The sequence below is a fragment of the Yonghaparkia sp. Root332 genome, from assembly GCF_001425665.1.
Classification (GTDB): domain Bacteria; phylum Actinomycetota; class Actinomycetes; order Actinomycetales; family Microbacteriaceae; genus Microcella.
Genome location: NZ_LMCX01000002.1, coordinates 558,772 through 577,221, shown reverse-complemented (window position 1 = coordinate 577,221; position 18,450 = coordinate 558,772). Strand labels below are relative to the sequence as shown.

Annotated in this window: 14 protein-coding genes and 2 pseudogenes; 4 read left to right on the top strand and 12 right to left on the bottom strand. The window is 72.9% G+C overall.

Annotated elements, in window-relative coordinates:
- Positions 1-90: 90 nt before the first annotated feature.
- Positions 91-1,206 carry a Gfo/Idh/MocA family oxidoreductase gene (locus ASC54_RS10375; protein ID WP_055898908.1) on the bottom strand — a complete coding sequence of 372 codons (1,116 nt, stop codon included), beginning with the start codon at positions 1,204-1,206 and terminating at the stop codon, positions 91-93.
- A 68-nt stretch (positions 1,207-1,274) separates the two neighbouring features.
- Here ASC54_RS10375 and ASC54_RS10370 point away from each other — a divergent pair, with 68 nt between their 5' ends.
- Positions 1,275-1,781 (top strand): aminoacyl-tRNA deacylase, encoded by a 507-nt coding sequence (locus tag ASC54_RS10370; RefSeq protein WP_055860804.1) that lies wholly within the window; start codon positions 1,275-1,277, stop codon positions 1,779-1,781.
- A 299-nt stretch (positions 1,782-2,080) separates the two neighbouring features.
- Here ASC54_RS10370 and ASC54_RS10365 read toward each other — a convergent pair whose 3' ends face one another.
- From ASC54_RS10365 to ASC54_RS10320, 10 genes and pseudogenes are all read right to left on the bottom strand, one after another.
- Positions 2,081-2,755: a DsbA family protein gene (locus ASC54_RS10365; RefSeq protein ID WP_055860801.1), complete on the bottom strand. Its 675-nt coding sequence runs from the start codon at positions 2,753-2,755 to the stop codon at positions 2,081-2,083.
- A gap of 86 nt (positions 2,756-2,841) precedes the next feature.
- A complete protein-coding gene (locus tag ASC54_RS10360; protein ID WP_055898906.1) occupies positions 2,842-3,861 on the bottom strand; it encodes a hypothetical protein in 1,020 nt (339 codons plus the stop codon).
- 239 nt (positions 3,862-4,100) lie between these two features.
- Positions 4,101-5,486 carry a glycine--tRNA ligase gene (locus ASC54_RS10355; protein WP_055860795.1) on the bottom strand — a complete coding sequence of 462 codons (1,386 nt, stop codon included), beginning with the start codon at positions 5,484-5,486 and terminating at the stop codon, positions 4,101-4,103.
- A 94-nt stretch (positions 5,487-5,580) separates the two neighbouring features.
- Entirely contained in the window at positions 5,581-6,414 is an 834-nt protein-coding gene (locus tag ASC54_RS10350; RefSeq protein WP_055862055.1) for an isoprenyl transferase, read from the bottom strand.
- A gap of 194 nt (positions 6,415-6,608) precedes the next feature.
- A pseudogene (recO, locus tag ASC54_RS10345) lies at positions 6,609-7,331 on the bottom strand (DNA repair protein RecO); the annotation flags it as partial.
- An 87-nt stretch (positions 7,332-7,418) separates the two neighbouring features.
- Entirely contained in the window at positions 7,419-8,690 is a 1,272-nt protein-coding gene (locus ASC54_RS10340) for a cysteine desulfurase family protein (RefSeq protein WP_200932314.1), read from the bottom strand.
- A 6-nt stretch (positions 8,691-8,696) separates the two neighbouring features.
- Positions 8,697-9,557 (bottom strand): carboxylating nicotinate-nucleotide diphosphorylase, encoded by an 861-nt coding sequence (gene nadC / locus ASC54_RS10335; protein ID WP_055898903.1) that lies wholly within the window; start codon positions 9,555-9,557, stop codon positions 8,697-8,699.
- Positions 9,554-11,287 (bottom strand): L-aspartate oxidase, encoded by a 1,734-nt coding sequence (locus ASC54_RS10330; protein WP_082515045.1) that lies wholly within the window; start codon positions 11,285-11,287, stop codon positions 9,554-9,556. Before ASC54_RS10330 ends, nadC begins: the two co-directional genes overlap by 4 nt.
- A 12-nt stretch (positions 11,288-11,299) precedes the next feature.
- Positions 11,300-12,571, bottom strand: a complete 1,272-nt coding sequence (gene nadA, locus ASC54_RS10325) for a quinolinate synthase NadA (protein WP_055898900.1) — start codon at positions 12,569-12,571, stop codon at positions 11,300-11,302.
- Positions 12,568-13,332, bottom strand: a complete 765-nt coding sequence (locus ASC54_RS10320) for an NUDIX domain-containing protein (protein ID WP_082515044.1) — start codon at positions 13,330-13,332, stop codon at positions 12,568-12,570. The genes nadA and ASC54_RS10320 overlap by 4 nt, the downstream gene beginning before the upstream one ends.
- A gap of 157 nt (positions 13,333-13,489) precedes the next feature.
- Between ASC54_RS10320 and ASC54_RS10315 the strand changes: the two are divergent.
- The 3 genes and pseudogenes from ASC54_RS10315 to ASC54_RS10305 all read left to right on the top strand — a co-directional run.
- Positions 13,490-14,131, top strand: a pseudogene (locus tag ASC54_RS10315) (trimeric intracellular cation channel family protein); the annotation flags it as partial.
- Between the two features lie 199 nt (positions 14,132-14,330).
- Complete coding sequence (sigJ, locus tag ASC54_RS10310; RefSeq protein ID WP_055862048.1) at positions 14,331-15,245, top strand: RNA polymerase sigma factor SigJ; 915 nt, start codon at positions 14,331-14,333, stop codon at positions 15,243-15,245.
- Between the two features lie 34 nt (positions 15,246-15,279).
- Positions 15,280-16,029: an SDR family oxidoreductase gene (locus tag ASC54_RS10305; RefSeq protein WP_055898898.1), complete on the top strand. Its 750-nt coding sequence runs from the start codon at positions 15,280-15,282 to the stop codon at positions 16,027-16,029.
- Positions 16,030-16,213: 184 nt separating this feature from the next.
- On the opposite strand, the gene leuA is transcribed toward ASC54_RS10305, so the two are convergent.
- The gene (gene leuA, locus ASC54_RS10300) at positions 16,214-17,974 is read right to left on the bottom strand and encodes a 2-isopropylmalate synthase (RefSeq protein WP_055898896.1); all 1,761 of its coding nucleotides are present in this window, start codon (positions 17,972-17,974) and stop codon (positions 16,214-16,216) included.
- Between the last annotated feature and the right edge of the window lie 476 nt (positions 17,975-18,450).

Sequence of the window (18,450 nt, the reverse complement as noted above, 5' to 3'; positions counted from 1 at the left end):
CGAGTGCGAATCCTCGCACTGTAGTCCCGTCCGCGCCGTCCGACGCGGAACCCCACACCGAGTGTGAGGAATCCCCCAGCGAGAACGGCGTCAGCCGCGATCGCGGCGGTGGGCCTCCTCGATCAGACGGACGGTCTCGAGGGCGTCCCGGGCATCCACCGGCATGGGCGCGCCGTGGCGGATGCTCGCCGCGACGCCCGCGTAGAAGGCGGGGTAGTCCCCCGCCTCGGTCGGGACGGGTGCGAGGGCCGGCACGCCGCCCTCGACGCCGACGACGCCCCACTCGCTCTCGGGCGTCGTGCCGTAGCCGGCGCTGCCCGGCCGCATGCCCTGACGGAGCGCGTGCTCCTGGCCGTCGAGGCCATGGACGCTGAAGGCGCTCTCGTCGCCGAGGACGCGGAAGCGCGGGCCGCTCTGCGCGGCGACGCGGCTCATCGTCAGGTGGCTGCGGACCCCGCCGTCATGGATCAGCGAGACGAACGCGTCGTCCTCGTTGCCGATGCCTGCGCGCACCCGTGTCAGCTCGACGTGCTCGAGCCTGGCCGGCCCGAGCAGCGAGAGCGCCTGGTCGATCAGATGACTGCCGAGGTCGAAGAGGATGCCGCCGCCCTGCTCGGGTCCGATGCGCCCCTGCCAGCGGTCGAGCTTGGGGGCGCCGAAGCGCTCGAACGTCGACTCGAAGCGGTGGATGCGGCCGAGGGCTCCGCTGCCGACCACGCGGCGGACGGTGAGGAAGTCGCCATCCCAGCGGCGGTTCTGGAAGACGGTGAGCGGGCGCGGTGCGGGAGTGCGGCCGGTGGCGGGGGCTGCGGCGGCGTCGGCTGCGGCTGCTGCGGCTGCGGCGTCGGCTGCGGCGATGATCGCCTCCGCGTCGGCGACGGAGGGCGCGAAGGGCTTGTCGATCACGACGGCCGCACCTGCCTCGAGCGCGGCGATCGCCTGCTCGCGATGCACGTGCGGCGGCGAGGCGAGGACGACCAGGTCGAGCCCGCCTGCGAGCGCGAACTCCAGGAGCGCCTCGGGCGACGACGAGATCCGAGCGGTCGGATGCGCGGCTCGGGCCTCGGCGGCGCGCTCAGGGCTGCCCGTGGCGATCGCCGAGAGCTCGAACGCCGGGTTCGTCGCGAGGAACGGCGCGTGGAAGACTCGCCCCGACAGGCCGAAGCCGATGATGCCGGTGCGGATCGCGGTCGGGGCGTCGGGCATGGGAACACCCTAGGCGCGGTTGCACCCGGGGTGCGCGGGTCGCACGCGAGACTGAGGAGGAGTCGCCGGTGACGGAGGATGCGGTGGTGCGCCCGGGGCGCGAGCGCGTGGCAGAGGATGCTGCGGCGCGCGGCCTGGACGTGGAGTTCGTCGAGCGGATGCGGGCGGGCTCTCTCGAGGAGGCGGCGGGGATCCTCGGGATCGCGCCCGCGGACATCCTCAAGTCGCTCGTCGTGAAGCGGAGCGACGGGACGTTCCTGTTCGCGCTCGTGCCCGGCGACCGGCAGATCTCGTGGCCGAAGCTGCGCGCGGTCGTCGGAGTCAACAAGCTGCAGCTGCCGGCGCCCGAGGTGGCGCTCGCGGCCACCGGGTTCGAGCGTGGGACGATCACGCCGCTCGGCTCCACGACCCCCTGGCCGGTGTACGTCGACGCCGCGGTCGTCGCGACGCCGGGTCGGCGCGTGTCGATGGGCGCGGGCGAGCACGGGTACTCGCTGTTCGTCTCGTCGGACACGCTCGTGACCGCCTTGTCGGCGACGGTGGCCGACATCAGCGAGCCGCAGGCCGCGCGCTGACGCGGGGCGCGGGGTTGCGCGCGTTCGCCCCCGCCCGTGCTCGCACCGTCCGCGCGCTGACGCGGGCTCGCGCCTGTCCGCGCGCGTTCGCGCCCGCCTGGGCCGCTGGTCAGCAACTCAGGACAAACGGCCGGTGGGCACGCTCCCGAGCGCCACGCAGAGCTGTTGCGCGCTCGAGCGCGCGGGTTAGTCCTGAGTTGTCGACACAGGGCGGGGCGGGATCAGGCAGGCGTCGCCCTCGCAGGCCTCGGCGGCGGGGTCGCCGAGCATCGCGAACGGCGTCGGCGCAGCATCCGCGCTCATGAGGTCTCGGCCCCGGCCGTCGAGCGCTCCCCCGCAGCCTGCTGCAGCGCGGCGAGGAACGTCGTCGAGTCCTGCGCTCCGGAGATCCCGTAGCGCGCATCGATCACGAAGAACGGCACGCCCTGGATGCCGTACGCGACCGCCTGCGCCATGTCGGCCTTCACGTCCGGCAGGTAGGTGTGCTCGGCAAGTGCTGCCGCGGCGGCGTCGCGGTCGAGTCCGACGTCGGCAGCCAGATCGGCGAGCTCGTCGGCGCGGCCGATGTGGCGGCCCTCGGTGAAGTAGGCGAGCAGGAGGCGCTCCTTGAGCTCGACCTGCTTACCCTGCGCCTTCGCGAAGTGCAGCATCTCGTGGGCGAGAACCGTGTTCGTCTGGTGGATGCGGTCGTAGTGGTAGTCGAGGCCCACCGATTCGGCGATGCCGCTGACGCGATCGACCATCTGCTGCGCCTGCTCGGGGCTGATCCCCTTGCGCTGGCTGAGGTAGTCGATGGGCGTGCCCTCGAAGTCGACGGGCGTGTCGGGGGCGAGCTCGAAGCTGCGGTAGGTGACCTCGACCTGGCCGCCGGCGGCCTCGAAGTCGGCGACGGCGGCCTCGAACTTCCGCTTCCCGATGTAGCACCAGGGGCACTGCACGTCTGACCAGATCTGGACGTCGATGGGGTTGCTCATGCTGAGGCCAACGCGCCCGGTCGGGCGGTATTCCCTTCGCGGGCCTCACGGGCGCAGCCCGGGCGGGCTCCGCGGCCCGTCGGGCGTCAACGACTCAGGACGATCGGTGGCGGTCTGCGCGGTCTCGGACTCATCGACCGCGGCACCGCGCGGGTTCGGCGACGGGCTCGTCTCGGTCGTCCTGAGTTGTCGACGCCGGATGCTCGGCTCGCGCTCGGCGGGGCGGGCACCCGCACGCCCCGCGCCGTGAGCGCCGCGCGGATCGCCTCGAGCACCGCGGGCCACTCGTCGAACACGTGCCGCGCCGCGGGTCGGAGGGCGTGGAACCCCGACCGCGTGGCGGCGAGGTCTTTCGCGCGGTCGGGGTAGAAGCGCTCGCGGTGGAACTCCTCACCGTCGACCTCCAGCGCGACGGAGCCCTCGATCAGCAGATCGATCGGACTCGGGTCGTCGGGCAGCAGGACCTGCTCGAGCACGCCCAGCCCCGTCGCGCGCAGTCTCGTGCGCGCGAGGCTCTCCGGCAGCGAGTGGCACGACCCGCTGGATGCCGAGACCAGCCGGCGCCGGCTCGCCGGAAGCCGACGGGCCAGCGCGGCGAGGTCGAGAGCATCCACGCGTCCCGACCGGCGCGCCCAGTCGATCGCCGCGATCGCGTCCTCCTCGGGCTCGACGAGGCACACGACCTCGAGCGCCTCGAGGAGCGTGACGACTCCGGTCGACGTGTCCCGGTCGTGCTGAGCGCTCGTCCAGTGCAGGGCGACGCCGTTGCGGGCGGGAGAATCGGTGAAGGCGACCCGGCGTCGACGAGGGCAGCGAAGACGGGAGGCGTTGACGGGCGTCGCGACGTGCATCCTGGATGCTCTGCGCACCCAGCCGCCCCACGCCCGGATGGCGCTGATACCGGTGAGGCGACCACCGATCCGCAGCGCCAGGATGCGCGGGTCATCGGGCGACCAGATCGAGTACCAGCCTCGGCGGGCGCGCGTGAGGACGCCGGCGCGGACGGCTGCAGCGAGCATTCGATCGGGATGCCCGCGCCTCACCAGGTGCGCGCGTCCGGCCGCACCGCCCGCCCGGCGGACCTCCTCGACCAGGGCCTCGAACACGCGACGAGTGTGCCGTCCTCACCGCTCGAGCAGGGTCGGGACGGTGCCGCGCGGGGAGGAGCGGCGCAGGGTCAGCGCTGGGGACGAGCAGCTCGTGGCGGACGCGCGGCTGACGGCGTCAACAACTCAGGACAAGCGCGCGTCCAGAGCTTGCAAGGCGCCGATCGCGCGCCAAGCATCCCCGGTAGTCCTGAATTGTCGACGCGAGCCGGGCGGGGACGCGCGCGCCGGCCGCGCGGCTATGCGCCGAGCAGCTCGCCGGCCAGGTACGCCTCGAGCTTCGCCAGCGGGATGCGCTCCTGCGCCATGGTGTCGCGCTCGCGCACGGTCACTGCCTGGTCGTCGAGGGTGTCGAAGTCGACCGTGATGCAGAACGGGGTTCCGATCTCGTCCTGACGGCGGTACCGGCGGCCGATCGCGCCGGCGTCGTCGAAGTCGACGTTCCAGTGCTGCCGCAGGCGGTCGGCGAGCTCGCGCGCGACGGGCGACAGCTGCTCGTTGCGGCTGAGCGGAAGAACCGCCGCCTTGACGGGCGCGAGCCGGCGATCGAGGCGCAGCACCGTGCGCTTATCGACCCCGCCCTTGGTGTTGGGCGCCTCATCCTCGGCATAGGCGTCGAGGAGGAAGGCCATGAGGGCGCGCGTGAGTCCGAATGCGGGCTCGATGACGTACGGGGTCCAGCGCTCGTTCCTGCCCTGGTCGAAGTACGACAGGTCTGTGCCGGAGGCGGCGGCGTGCGTCGAGAGGTCGAAGTCGGTGCGGTTCGCGACGCCCATGAGCTCGCCCCACTCGCCGCCCGTGAAGCCGAAGCGGTACTCGAGGTCGACCGTGCGCTTGGAGTAGTGCGAGAGCTTCTCGGCCGGGTGCTCGTACTGGCGGATGTTAGCCGGGTCGATGCCGAGGCCGAGGAACCACGCGAGCGACGTGTCGATCCAGTACTGGTGCCATTCCTCGTCGGTGCCGGGCTCGACGAAGAACTCCATCTCCATCTGCTCGAACTCGCGCGTGCGGAAGATGAAGTTGCCCGGCGTGATCTCGTTGCGGAAGCTCTTGCCGATCTGGCCGATTCCGAACGGGGGCTTCATGCGCGCGGCGTTGAGCACGTTGACGAAATTCACGAAGATGCCCTGCGCGGTCTCGGGGCGCAGGTAGTGCAGGCCGCTCTCGTCGTCGACGGGGCCCAGGTAGGTCTTCAGGAGCCCCGAGAACTCGCGCGGCTCGCTCCACTGGCCGCGGGTGCCGCAGTTGACGCAGACGATGTCGGCGAGACCGTTCTCGGGCTTGCGGCCTTTCTTCGCCTCGAACTCCTCCTCGAGGTGGTCGGCTCGGTACCGCTTGTGGCAGCTGAGGCACTCCACGAGCGGGTCGCTGAAGACCTCGACGTGGCCGGAGGCCTCCCACACCCGCTTGGGCAGGATGACGCTCGAGTCGAGCCCGACGACGTCGTGCCGGGACTGCACCATGGTCTTCCACCACTGGCGCTTGATGTTCTCCTTCAGCTCCACGCCGAGGGGCCCGTAGTCCCACGCCGAGCGCGAGCCGCCGTAGATCTCACCGGCCTGGAACACGAAGCCGCGCCGCTTGGCGAGGGAGATGACGGAATCCAGACGGGTGGGGGCTGCCACTTGGGGGTCTCCTAGAGATCGCGCCGAGCTGGATGCCCGGCGGCTGTCGCACGAAGTCCCCAGTCTACTGAGGCCGGGGCCGCGCGACGGGCGGTCAGACCGTGCCGGGGTCGGTCGCCGCCGCGGGTTTGTCGACCGCGCCGCCGAACCGGCGGTCGCGCCCCGCGTAGGCCTCGATCGCGCCCCACAGGTGGCGTCGCCGGAAGTCGGGCCACAGCGTGTCGAGGAACACCATCTCGGCGTAGGCCGACTGCCAGAGCAGGAAGTTGCTCGTGCGCTGCTCGCCGCTCGAGCGCACGAAGAGGTCGACATCGGGCATCCCCGGCGAATAGAGGTGCTGGGCGATCGTGCGCTCGGTGACGCGATCGGGGGCGAGGCGGCCGGCGGCGACGTCCGTCGCGATCGCGCGCACGGCATCCACCAGTTCGACGCGGCCGCCGTAGTTGACGCACATCGTCAGCGTTAGTCCTGAGTTATCAGCGGTGCGGCGCTCGGCCTCCTCGAGCTCGGAGATCACGCTGCGCCACAGCCTCGGGCGGCGGCCGGCCCAGCGGATGCGCACGTTCCAGGCGTCGAGCTGGTCGCGGCGGCGGCGCAGCACCTCGCGATTGAAGCCCATGAGGAAGCGGACCTCGTCGGGGCTGCGGCTCCAGTTCTCGGTGCTGAAGGCGTAGACGCTCAGGTGGGTGACGCCGATCTGGATGGCGCCGGCGACGACGTCGAGCAGGCTCGCCTCGCCCGCGCGGTGACCCTCGACGCGCGTGAGGCCCTGCTGGTTGGCCCAGCGGCCGTTGCCGTCCATGACGATCGCGACGTGCTTCGGCACGGCGGCCGTCGACAATTCAGGACAACGCTCGCCCGTCCAGTCGATCGGGCGCAGCGGTTCGGCCTCGGCGGCGCGCCGGGCCGCCCGGCTCTGGCCCGGAATACGGGGGGTGCGGGGCTCTCGGCTCACGCGGGGGCTCCGATCGTCGGGGTCTCGTGCGGTGCGCCACCGGGCGGCTTGTCCTGAATTGTCGACGCGGGCGCGGTCGGCGACGCGACCCCGGGGGGCGGATGCTCGCTCGCGAGCTCGGCAGGGCCGGCGGCCGCGCGGCGCGAGGTGGGAGCGCTCGGCGCCTGGCGGTCGACGTGCGGCAGACTGCGCAGCCCGCGTTCGAGGTGGAACTGCGTGTAGGCCGCGATGATGCCGCTCGCCTGGTTGCGCGCGCGCTCGTCGGACGCGTCGGCCGTGGCCCAGTCGCCCGTGAGGAGGGCGGCGAGCAGCGCGAGAGCCTCCGGGCTCACGCGCGGAGACCCGGGCGGGGCGACGTCGGCGGCCACCATGCCCCCCAGCTGGACCACGAAATGGCTGTGCGGGCCGGGCGCGCCGGTCACGGCGCAGTCGCCGAAGCTCGGCGCCCATCCGGCGATCGACAGCGCTCGGAGCAGATATGAGTCGAGGGTCAGGCTCGGGGCGTGCTCGCGGCGGGCGAGGGAGCGGAGGGCTCCGACGAGGAGGAGGTACTGCTGGACTCCTCCGCCGTCGTCGTCGGTGACCTTGTCGGCCGTCTCGACCATGACGCTCGCGGCGGTGTAGCTGCCGTAGTCGTCGCTGATCTCGGCGCCGTAGCTGCCGAGCGACTCGGCCTGCTGCACGATGTCGAGGCTGCGGCCGACGTAGAGCTGCACGTCGGCGACCATGAACGGCTCGAGGCGGCTGCCGAAGCGGCTGCCGGTGCGCCGCACGCCCTTCGCGACCGCGCGGATCTTCCCGTGGTGCCGGCTGAGCATCGTCACGATGCGGTCGGCCTCGCCCAGCTTGTGGGTGCGCAGCACGACGGCTTCGTCACGGTAGGTGGGCACGCTCCAGTATCGCGCGCGGAGCGGCGCGGCGCGGTGAGCGCGCGGGCGGGTGGTCGACAACTCAGGACTACCGCGCGCCCGCCGCGCTCAAACCCGCAGGGCGGCGGCCGATCGGGCGAGGAGCTCGACGGCCGACGCGAGTTCGTCCTGAGTTGTTGACGCACCCCAGCTGAAGCGCAGGGCCGTGCGGGCCACGTCGGCGGGGTACCCCATCGCCAGGAGCACGGGCGACGGGTCGTCGCGGCCGGCGGCGCACGCAGAGCCGCTCGAGGCGATCACCCCGCGATCATCGAGGGCGATGAGCAGGGGCTCGCCGCCGATTCCCGGGACGACGAACGACGCGTGCGCGGGCAGACGCTCAGACGGATGCCCGGTGAGCGCCGCCCCGGGGACCCTCGCGAGCACGTCCGCGACGAAGCGATCTCGCCGCGCGGCGATCGCGACGAGGTCCTCCCGTTCCTGCTGAGCGAGCTCGAGCGCGACGGCGAGCCCCACCGCTCCGGCGACGTTCTCGGTGCCCGAGCGCCGCTCGCGCTCCTGCCCGCCGCCGTGGATCAGCGGCTCCACGGGAGCGCCCGTCGGCAGCACGAGCGCGCCGATTCCCTTCGGCGCGCCGAGCTTGTGCCCGCTGATCGCGACCGCGTCGGGGCGGGATGCCGCACCGGCACCGGGGACATCAGCCGTACCGGCAGCACCAGAACCGGCAGCACCAGAACCAGCAGCACCAGCAGCCCCGGCCCCAGCAGCTGTCGACCCGGCAGCGCCCGGGCCGGCGCCGGTGAGGGGCGGCACCACGGGCATCCACCCCGCCGTCTGCACGGCGTCGACGTGCACGCGCGCCCCCACCGCCCGCGCGGCGCGCACGAGAGAGTCGACCGGCTGCAGCGTTCCGACCTCGTTGTTGGCGTGCTGCACGGCGACGAGCGCGGTGCCCGGTCGCAGCAGCGCCTGGAGCTCGCCGACCGAGTACCGCCCGAGCTCGTCGACTCCGAGCCGCGAGACCTCGACCCCGTGCCAGCGCGCGAGGTGGTCGGCCGAGGCGAGCACCGCCTCGTGCTCGACCGCTCCGACCACGACGTGCCGGTCGCGCCCCGCCGTGAGCGCCGCGAGCGTCAGCCCGATGACGCCGAGGTTGTCGGCCTCCGTGCCTCCGGAGGTGAACACGATCTGCGCCGCCCGCACGCCGAGGAGGCGCGCGATGCGGCTACGGGCATCCTCGAGGGCGTCGGCGGCGCGCCGCCCGAGGGCGTGCGTGCTCGACGGGTTGCCGTAGTCGCCCGTCAGGTGCGGCCACATCGCCTCGAGCACCGTGCGGCGCACGGATGCCGTGGCCGCCTGATCGAGGTCGATGATCGTCATGAGCGGCTACAGCGCGATGTCGAGGCCGAGGTCGAGCGCGGGGGCCGAGTGGGTGAGGGCTCCGACCGAGATGACGTCGACGCCGGTCTCGGCGATCGCGCGCACCGAGTCGAGAGTGACGCCGCCGCTCGCCTCGGTGATCGCGCGGCCGGCGATGAGCGCGACGGCCTCGCGCAGGTCGGCGAGGGAGAAGTTGTCGAGCATGATCGTGTCGGGCGCCGCCGCGATGACGGCGGGCAGCTGGTCGAGGCGGTCGACCTCGACCTCGAGGTGCGTCGTGTGCGGGATGCGCGCGCGCACCGTGCGGATCGCCTCGGTGAGGTCGAGCCCATGCGCCGTCAGGACGGCGAGGTGGTTGTCCTTCAGCATGACCGCGTCGGAGAGCGAGAAGCGATGATTGCGGGCGCCGCCGGCGCGGACGGCGGCCTTCTCGAGCATCCGCAGACCCGGTGCGGTCTTGCGGGTGTCGACGATGCGAGCGCTCGTACCGGCGACCGCGTCGACGTAGGCGCGCGCGAGCGTCGCGACGCCGGAGAGGCGCTGAGCGAGGTTGAGAGCGACGCGCTCGCCGAGGAGGATGCCGCGCGCAGGCCCGGTGATCTCGGCGACGACGGTGCCGGGTCGCAGGGGGTCCCCGTCGGCATGCGTGCGGGTGACGCGCAGCGTCGGGTCGGCGCGCAGGAACGCGGTCTCCAGGGCGAGGCCCCCGGCGAGGATGCCCGTGCTGCGGCTGACCGCACGCGCGGTCGCCGTCACGCCGGCCGGGATCGCAGCCTCGGAGCTGACGTCGCCCCACGGCGCGTCCTCGGCGAGGGCGCGGTCGATGAGCTCGACGAGGGCGGGGCGGGGCGGGTCGAACGCGGTCATGCGGCTCCTCGGGAGGGGGTGGGCGCGGCGGGTGGGTGGGCGGCGGTTGGGTGGGCGGCGGGGTGGGCGGCGGGGTGCGGGGCCGGGTGGGCGCGGATCGTCAACAACTCAGGACGAGCGATCACGGCGGGCGCCCAAGCTCGCCGCACGCGCTGCGCGTCATCGGACTCCGGCGCGTCCGCACGCCAGTGCGCGCCGCGCGACTCGACCCGCGCCTGCGCGGCGGCGGTGACGAGGCGCGCAAGCGGCAGGAGCGTCTCAGCGGTGGTGTCGGCGGGGCGGCATTCCCCGAGTTCTCGGGCGAGAGCGGCCAGCGAGTCGCCATGTCGCTCGAGCCCGAGCACCGCCCACGTCCGCTCGCGGAGCCGCGACGACTCGAGGGGTCGCAACGGCTCGAGACGAGCATCCGTCTTCATGCTGGCGGCCGACGCGGTGACGACCTCCAGACCGCTGGGAACCAGGTAGTCCTGAATTGTCGACGCGGGGGCGGCGAGCAGGCGGCTCGAGAGGCGTCGGGACATGACCGCGGCCTCGAGGAGGGAGTTCGAGGCGAGGCGGTTCGCGCCGTGCACGCCCGTGGCCGCGGTTTCGCCCACAGCGAACAGGCCGGGGATCGTCGTGCGGCCATCCAGGTCGGCGAGCACTCCGCCCATCGCGTAATGGGCAGCGGGCGTCACCGGCACGGGCTCGCGCGCCCAGTCGATGCCCTGCGCGCGCACGAGCCGGTCGATCGTCGGGAAGCGGCGCGCGAGGGCGGCGGCTCCCCCGAGCCGCGCGGCGACGTCGCGAACGTCGAGCAGCACCGGGTCTCCGCCCTGTTCGCGCATCGTGCGGGCGATCGCGCGGGCGACGACGTCGCGGGGGGCGAGCTCGGCACGAGCATCCACGTCGGTCATGAAGCGTCGGCCGCGCGAGTCGCGCAGCACCGCGCCCTCGCCGCGCACCGCCTCGGAGACGAGGCCGCCGCCGACGAGCACCGTCGGGTGGAACTGCACGAACTCGAGGTCGGCGACCATCGCCCCCGCGCCGTGGGCCAGCACGACGCCCGCTCCGATCGACCCCGCGGGGTTGGTCGTGCGAGGGTAGAGCGCGCCGTAGCCGCCCGTCGCGAGCACGACGGCGTCGCCGGCGAGGGCTCGGCGCGCGCCGGTCGCGTCGGTGACCTCGACCCCCGCAGCCGCGCCGTCGCGGGTCAGGATGCTCGAGACGCGCACCCCCTCGAGCACCGTCACCCGGCTCGACCGGACAACCCGCGCGAGGGCGTCGACGATGCGCGCGCCCGTCGCGTCGCCGCCCGCGTGCAGCACGCGCGCCCGCGAGTGAGCGGCCTCGAGACCGCGGGCGAGGTCTCCGGTCGCATCGCGGTCGAAGGCGACTCCGAGATCGAGGAGCTCGGCCACGACTCCGGGAGCCTCCCTGCACAGGGCGAGGGCGGCATCCGCATCGACGAGCCCGGCGCCCGCCGCGATCGTGTCGGCCGTGTGCAATTCAGGACCATCGTCGGCGCCGACCGCGGCGGCGATACCGCCCTGCGCCCACGAACTGGAGCCGGAGGGCAGCGCGCCGGCCGTCACGAGCGTGATGTCCTGAATCGTTGACGCGCCTGCGCCGTGCGGCCGCGGGCGGGCCGCGGGCCGGTAGTCCTGAGTTGTCGACGAACCCGCTCCGGCCGCGAGGCGCAGGGCGGTCAGCAGGCCCGCAAGGCCCGACCCGACGACGACGACGTGCATGGCAGGCCCTGGTCAGCCGCGCGGCTTCGCGGCGAGCATCCGCTCGAGGGCGACGCGCGCGTCGGACTGCACCGACGCGTCGACGACGATCTCATTAACGACGCGCCCCGCGACGAGCTCCTCGAGCACCCAGGCGAGGTAGCCGGGGTGAATCCGGTACATCGTCGAGCACGGGCAGATGACCGGATCGAGGCAGAAGATCTCGTGCTGCGGCTGCTCGGCGGCGAGCCGGTTCACCATGTTGATCTCGGTTCCGATCGCGAAGACGCTCGGCTCGGTCGCCCCCGCGACCGCACGCCGGATGTAGTCGGTCGACCCCGCCTCGTCGGCCGCGTCCACGACCTCCATCGGGCACTCGGGGTGCACGATCACGCGAACCCCGGGGTGGGATGCCCGCGCCGCCTCGATCTGCGCCGGCGTGAACCGCTTGTGGACGCTGCAGAATCCGTGCCACAGGATCACCTGCGCGTCGAGCAGCTCGTCGGCGGTCGAGCCGCCGAGGGCCTTGCGCGGGTTCCACATCGGCATGCGCGACACAGGCACACCCATCGCCTTCGCGGTGTTGCGCCCGAGGTGCTGATCGGGGAAGAACAGCACGCGCTGGCCGCGCTCGAACGCCCACTCGAGCACGGTTGCGGCGTTCGACGACGTGCAGACGATGCCGCCGTTCCGCCCGCAGAACGCCTTGAGCGCGGCGGATGAGTTCATGTAGGTGACGGGGATGACCGGGGCCCGGCCGTCGGCGTCGGGCGACGACCCGTAGAGGGCGGTGAGCTCCTCCCACGCCGCCTCGACCGAGTCGATGTCGGCCATGTCGGCCATCGAGCATCCGGCCGCCAGATTGGGCAGGATGACGCGCTGCCACTCGCGGGCGAGGATGTCGGCCGTCTCTGCCATGAAGTGCACGCCGCAGAACACGATGAACTCGGCATCGGGCTTCGTGAGCGCGGCGTTCGCGAGCTGGAACGAGTCGCCGAGGAAGTCGGCGTGCTCGACGACCTCGTCGCGCTGGTAGAAGTGGCCGAGGATCACGAGGCGGTCGCCGAGCGCGGCCTTCGCGGCGCGGATGCGGTCGTGCAGCTCGGCGTCGGGCGCGTCGCGGTACTCGGCCGGAAGTGCGCCTTGCCGCGGCGACCCGGTCGGGATGACGTCGAGCATCGACGAGCCGGGGCCGTAGCCGGGCACCGTGTCGAACTCCCACGGACCCTTCGCGAGGTCGGGCGTGCAGACCTCGCCGGCGGCGCCGTTGGTGATTCCGCGGATCACGGTGTCGAGAGCGGTCATCGGGGGTCCTCCTGGGCGGGTTCTGGCTGGCCGTCGTGACGAGAAGCGGGGGGATGCTGGGCCGTCGCCGCGACCACGCGCGCGGTGAGCGGCCCGGCGTCGGCGAGCTCGACTCCCCCGGCGTAGCGGTAGAGCTTGGGCGGGCGGTGCCGGCCGCCGACGACCACGTCGCCGGTGGGCTCGATCGCGCCAGAGGACTCCATCTGGCGTCGGAAGTTCGCCGGATCGAGCGGCTTCTGCAGCACGGCCTCGTGCACGCCGCGCAGCTCGGCGAGGGTGAACTGCTCGCCGAGGAAGGCGTGGGCGATGCGGGAGTACTCCATCTTCGTGCGCAGGCGCCAGAGGGCGTACTCGACGATGAGGTTGTGGTCGAAGGCGAGGTCGGGCAGGTCGTCGGCGGGGAACCAGCGCACGTTCTCGCCGGGGCTCACGCGCTCGGCCTCCTCGGGGCGCACGAGCGCCCAGTAGACGATCGACACCAGGCGGGTGGTCGGCGAGCGGTCGACGTCGCCGAAGGCGTAGAGCTGCTCGAGGTAGGTGGGCTCGAGCGCGGTGGTCTCGAGCAGGTTGCGGCGCGCAGAGGCCTCGAGGCTCTCCGACAGCGCGACGGGGCCGCCGGGCAGCGCCCACCGGTCGAGGTACGGCTCACGGATGCGCCGGACGAGGGGCAGCCAGACGCTGGGCTCCCCCGCGGCGTTGGGACGGAGCGCGAAGATGACGGTCGACACGGCGAGGCCGATGCCGGATGCGGCGGCGGGCATCCGCGCCCCCTCTCATCGCTGCGTGCGGACCGCGATCGCGGTTAGAGTCACGCTGACCCGAACAGAGTCTAGCACTTCGTGTCAGGGCGACACGAACCGGAGGATGCGTCGACCGCGCGGCGGCCCGACCCCGCTCCGCGACCGCCAGAATGGGCGCATGGCCGAGGTGTTCGTGATCCCGCTCTGGGCCGACCTGCTCGCGGTCGGCATCGGAGCGCTGCAGGGCGCGCTGTTCGCGGCGCAGTTCCGCGACCGGCGGCTCGACTGGCTGGGCGTCGCGATCATCGGCATCGTCGTCGGCTTCGGCGGCGGACTCCTGCGCGACCTCCTGCTCGACGTGCCGCTCGCTCCCCTGCAGACGAACTGGTACGTGGTCGTCGCGACCGGAGCGGCGCTGCTCGGCATGCTGCTCGAGCGCGTGTTCTCGCGCCTCGGCGGCCTCATCACCGCGCTCGACGCCCTCACGATCGGGCTCTTCGGCGCGATCGGCACGACGAAGGCCCTCGCGCTGGGGATCCCCGAGGTCGCCGCCGTCTTCGTCGGCGTGCTCGCCGCGGTCGGCGGGTCGATCCTCCGCGACGTGCTGCTCAATCTGCCGATCGCGCTCATGCACGTCGGCTCGCTCTACGCCGCCGCCGCTGCTGCCGGCTCGGGACTCATCGCCCTGCTGCTCGCCCTCGACGCCCCCGTCTTCGCGGCGGCGGTCGCCGGCGTCGCACTCACCTTCTGCGTGCGCATCGCCTCGGTGCTGTTCGGGTGGAGCCTGCCCGAGCAGAGAGCGATCACCCGGCTGCCGCGACTGCCCGCGCTCCCCCGGCGGGGTCGGCGCGGCGAGGACGACGGGACGGGCGATCGCGGTCGCACCGTCACGACGACGACCGGCGTGATCCACCTGCGACCCACGACGTCGACGATCCCCGTCGTCGGCTCGACGCCTCGCGTACGGCGGCGCTCCCCCATTCCCGGGGCGAGCCAGCGACGCGGGTGACCGCGTGACGATGCACGCGAACGAGGCGGCCGCTCGGTTCGAGGCCGCCCGGCCCCGGCTCACGGGCCTCGCCTACCGCCTGCTCGGCTCGTGGGCAGAGGCAGAGGACGTCGTGCAGGACGCATGGCCGCGCTGGGCATCCACGGCCGCGACCAATGACATCGACAACGCCGACGCGTACCTGACCACGATCGTCACGCGGCTCGCGCTCACCGCGCTCGACTCCGCCCGCGTGCGACGCGAGCTGTACGTCGGGCCGTGGCTGCCCGAGCCCGTCTCGACGCTCGACGACCCGACCCTCGGGGCCGAGCGCGCCGAGGCGCTCGACCTCGCGACCCTCCTGCTGCTCGAGCGCCTCAGCGGCCCCGAGCGCGCCGCCGTGGTGCTGCGCGAGGCCTTCGCCTACGACTACGCGAGCCTCGCCGAGGTGCTCGGCACGAGCGAGGCCGCCGCGCGCCAGCTCGTCTCGCGAGGGCGGCGCGCCCTCGACGGGCACCGGCGGGAGCAGGCCTCCCCCGCCGAGCGCGACCGGCTGCTCGCCGCGTTCGTCGCGGCGGCGCAGGGCGGCGACCTCGCCGCGCTCGAAGCGGTGCTCGTGCCCGACGCCGTCGCGATCAGCGATGGGGGCGGCGTGGTGAGCGCGGCCCGCCGGCCCGTGCGCGGCGCCGAGCAGGTCGCGCGCTTTGTGCTCGGGGTGCTCGAGAAGTTCGGGCGAGGCGTGCGGAGCATCCCGGTCATCGCGAACGGCGATACCGCCTTCCTCGCCGTCACCGACGAGGCCCGGCCGAAGCCGGTCGCGCTGTGGTCTCTCGACTTCGGCGCCGACGGGGTGCGCGGCGTGCACATCGTGCGGGCGCCCGCCAAGCTCGCGCGGCTCACGGCTTCTGCCCTGTCACAGAACGACGGCCCGCCCGGTCGACTCTGAGAGGGATGCGCCCGGCACTCTCGGAGAGGACACCATGACCCTGCTCATCACGGGAGGCACGGGCACCGTCGGGCGCCCCACCGCCGAGGCCGCGCGCGCCGCGGGGCTCGCGCCGAGCATCCTCAGCAGACGACCCGGGCCCGACCACCGCGTCGCCGACCTGCGGACCGGTGCCGGGCTCTCCGCCGCGCTCGACGGCGTCACGACCGTCGTGCACCTGGCCACCAACAGGCGGTCGGATGCTCGAGCGACGTCGCGGCTCGTCGCAGCCGCGCGCGCCGCGGGAGTGGAGCACCTCGTGTACCTGTCGATCGTCGGCGTCGACGCCGTGCCGCTCGGCTACTACCGGTCGAAGCTGGCGTGCGAGGGGCTGGTCGCGGGGTCGGGGGTGCCGTTCACGGTGCTGCGGGCGACGCAGTTCCACGAGTTCGTGGGCGGGGCGTTCGCGGTGCAGCGGCGACTGCCGCGGGTGCTCACGCTCGACGTGCCGTTCCAGCCGATCGGCACGGGAGCGGTAGCCGCACGCCTGGTGTCGCTCGTGGGCGGGCCGCCCGCCGGCGGCCGGGTGGATGACCTCGGCGGGCCCGCCGTTCTGCCGATGCGCGAGCTCGCCGAGCAGTGGCTCGTCGCGCGGGGTGCGTCCGAGACGGATGCGCGGCGCCGGGTCGTCGAGTGGCGCGCGCCGGGGCGGCTCGCGGCGGCCTACCGCGCCGGGCTGCACACGACCGGGCTGCCCGGGCCGGGCATCCCGTTCGCGGAGTGGGCGGCGCGGGCCGCGCGCTGACCCGCGGGCGCAGTCGGCCGCGGGTCAGCGCCTCCACAACTCAAGAGATCTCGTCACGAGGCGGCCCCGACACGCCGAGGCGAGCGTCAGCAGCGACCTGCGGCGCGCGCAGCTCCTGAGTTGTGGAGACGAGCGTCGGGGAGGTCGACGGCTAGGAGCCGGCGCGCGGCACGGAGGGCGCGGCTCAGGCCGAGACGAGCTCGCGGTCGGGCGACTCGAGCCGGATCGCCCGGTTGACCGCCGAGACGACCGCCTTGAGGGATGCCGTCGAGATGTCGGCGTCGATGCCCACGCCCCAGAGCGTGCGCCCGTTCACCTCGAGCTCGACGTACGCAGCGGCGAGAGCATCGCCGCCGGCCGAGAGCGCGTGCTCGACGTAGTCGAAGAGGCGGATGGTGATGCCCTCCGACTCCATGATCGACAGGAACGCCGCGATCGGGCCGTTGCCCGTCGCCGAGACGCCGTCGATCGACTCGCCGTCGCGCAGCGTCGCGTCGAGGCGCACCTCGCCCGTCATGTCCGAGGCCGTCCGGGTCGAGAGCAGCTCGAAGCGGCCCCACTTCTCGTCGGCCGAGGCGGCCGGCAGGTACTCGTCCTGGAAGATCTCCCAGATCTGCTCCGACGTGACCTCGCCGCCCTCGGCGTCGGTCTTCGCCTGCACGACGCCGCTGAACTCGATCTGCAGCTTGCGCGGCAGGTCGAGCTTGTGGTCGGCCTTGAGCAGGTAGGCGACGCCGCCCTTGCCCGACTGCGAGTTGACGCGGATGACGGCCTCGTAGGTGCGGCCGAGATCCTTCGGGTCGACGGGCAGGTAGGGAACACCCCAGACGAGGTCGTCGACGCTCACGCCCGACTCCGCGGCACGGGCATCCATCGCCTCGAAGCCCTTCTTGATGGCGTCCTGGTGCGACCCGCTGAAGGCCGTGTAGACCAGGTCGCCCGCCCAGGGGCTGCGCTCGTGCACCTTCAGCTGGTTGCAGTACTCGGCGGTGCGCTTGATCTCGTCGAGGTCGCTGAAGTCGAGCTGCGGATCGATGCCCTGCGTGAACAGGTTGATGCCGAGGGCGACGAGGTCCACGTTGCCGGTGCGCTCGCCATTGCCGAACAGGCAGCCCTCGATGCGGTCGGCTCCGGCCATGTACCCGAGCTCGGCGGCGGCGACGGCCGTGCCGCGGTCGTTGTGCGGGTGCAGGCTCAGGATGATCGAGTCGCGCCGCGCGAGGCGCCGGTGCATCCACTCGATGGAGTCGGCGTACACGTTCGGCGTCGCCATCTCGACCGTGGCGGGCAGGTTGATGATGAGCTGGCGCTCGGGCGTCGGCTGCAGCTGCTCGATCACGGCGTTGCAGACCTCCAGCGCGGTCTCGAGCTCGGTGCCCGTGTAGCTCTCGGGGCTGTACTCGTAGAAGACCTCGGTGCCGGGCACGGTCGACTCGTACTGCTGGCACCAGCGGGCGCCCTGCAGCGCGATCTCCTTCACGCCCTCGACGTCGGTGCGGAAGACGACCTCGCGCTGCAGCGCCGACGTCGAGTTGTAGAAGTGCACGATCGCGCGCTTGGCGCCCCTGATCGATTCGTAGGTGCGGGCGATGAGGTGCTCGCGCGACTGCGTCAGCACCTGGATCGTCACGTCGTCGGGGATCAGGTCGTCCTCGATGAGGTGGCGCACGAAGTCGAAGTCGGTCTGCGAGGCGGAGGGGAACCCGACCTCGATCTCCTTGAAGCCCATGCGCACGAGGAGGTCGAACATGATGCGCTTGCGCTCGGGGCTCATCGGGTCGATGAGGGCCTGGTTGCCGTCGCGCAGGTCGACGGCGCACCAGCGCGGCGCCTGCGTGATGGTCGCGCTCGGCCACGTGCGATCGGGCAGCGAGACGGGGAGAGCCGACTGGTACGGCTCGTACTTGTGGATCGGCATGCCCGAGGGCTGCTGACGGTTCTGCATGAGGTGCTCCTGCTGTCTGGTTCGAAGGGTTTCAGCCGACGACGAACTCCGCGACGAGGGAGGCTAAGGGTCTAAGCCTCGTCGCGGCAGCGAAGAAGGAGCTGGCCGAACACGTCTCCAGGGTACACCCGGGCTGCACGGGCGCGCGAACGAGCAGGGGGCGGGATGCTCGCTCTGCGCACCCCGCATGATCTCGTTCATGCGCTCGGGTGAGCGGCGCGGGTTTCGCGCGGGATCGAGGTCGGCGCCGCGTGCGGGCGCGTGCGGGCACGCGCACGGCACGGGCACGGGCACGGTGCGTTCTGCCTCACGAGCACAAGCGGCTCCCCGGCGCAGGTGTCGTGCGCACCCGGCTGGCGCGGTGACACGCCGCACGCATCGTGTCGCGACGGCGTGTCGCACTCATCCGCCGGGGCGTTGCGACACCCCGCGGGGGCCGGGTGCCGGGGACCGGGTGCCGGGGGCCGGAGGCGCGA

Coding starts and splice junctions, on each gene's coding strand:
- ASC54_RS10375 (WP_055898908.1), bottom strand. CDS start 1,206: ATGCCCGACGCCCCGACCGCGATCCGCACCGGCATCATCGGCTTCGGC.
- ASC54_RS10365 (WP_055860801.1), bottom strand. CDS start 2,755: ATGAGCAACCCCATCGACGTCCAGATCTGGTCAGACGTGCAGTGCCCC.
- ASC54_RS10340 (WP_200932314.1), bottom strand. CDS start 8,690: ATGACGATCATCGACCTCGATCAGGCGGCCACGGCATCCGTGCGCCGC.
- nadC (WP_055898903.1), bottom strand. CDS start 9,557: ATGACCGCGTTCGACCCGCCCCGCCCCGCCCTCGTCGAGCTCATCGAC.
- ASC54_RS10330 (WP_082515045.1), bottom strand. CDS start 11,287: ATGCACGTCGTCGTCGTCGGGTCGGGCCTTGCGGGCCTGCTGACCGCC.
- nadA (WP_055898900.1), bottom strand. CDS start 12,571: ATGACCGCTCTCGACACCGTGATCCGCGGAATCACCAACGGCGCCGCC.
- ASC54_RS10320 (WP_082515044.1), bottom strand. CDS start 13,332: ATGCCCGCCGCCGCATCCGGCATCGGCCTCGCCGTGTCGACCGTCATC.
- sigJ (WP_055862048.1), top strand. CDS start 14,331: ATGCACGCGAACGAGGCGGCCGCTCGGTTCGAGGCCGCCCGGCCCCGG.
- ASC54_RS10305 (WP_055898898.1), top strand. CDS start 15,280: ATGACCCTGCTCATCACGGGAGGCACGGGCACCGTCGGGCGCCCCACC.
- leuA (WP_055898896.1), bottom strand. CDS start 17,974: ATGCAGAACCGTCAGCAGCCCTCGGGCATGCCGATCCACAAGTACGAG.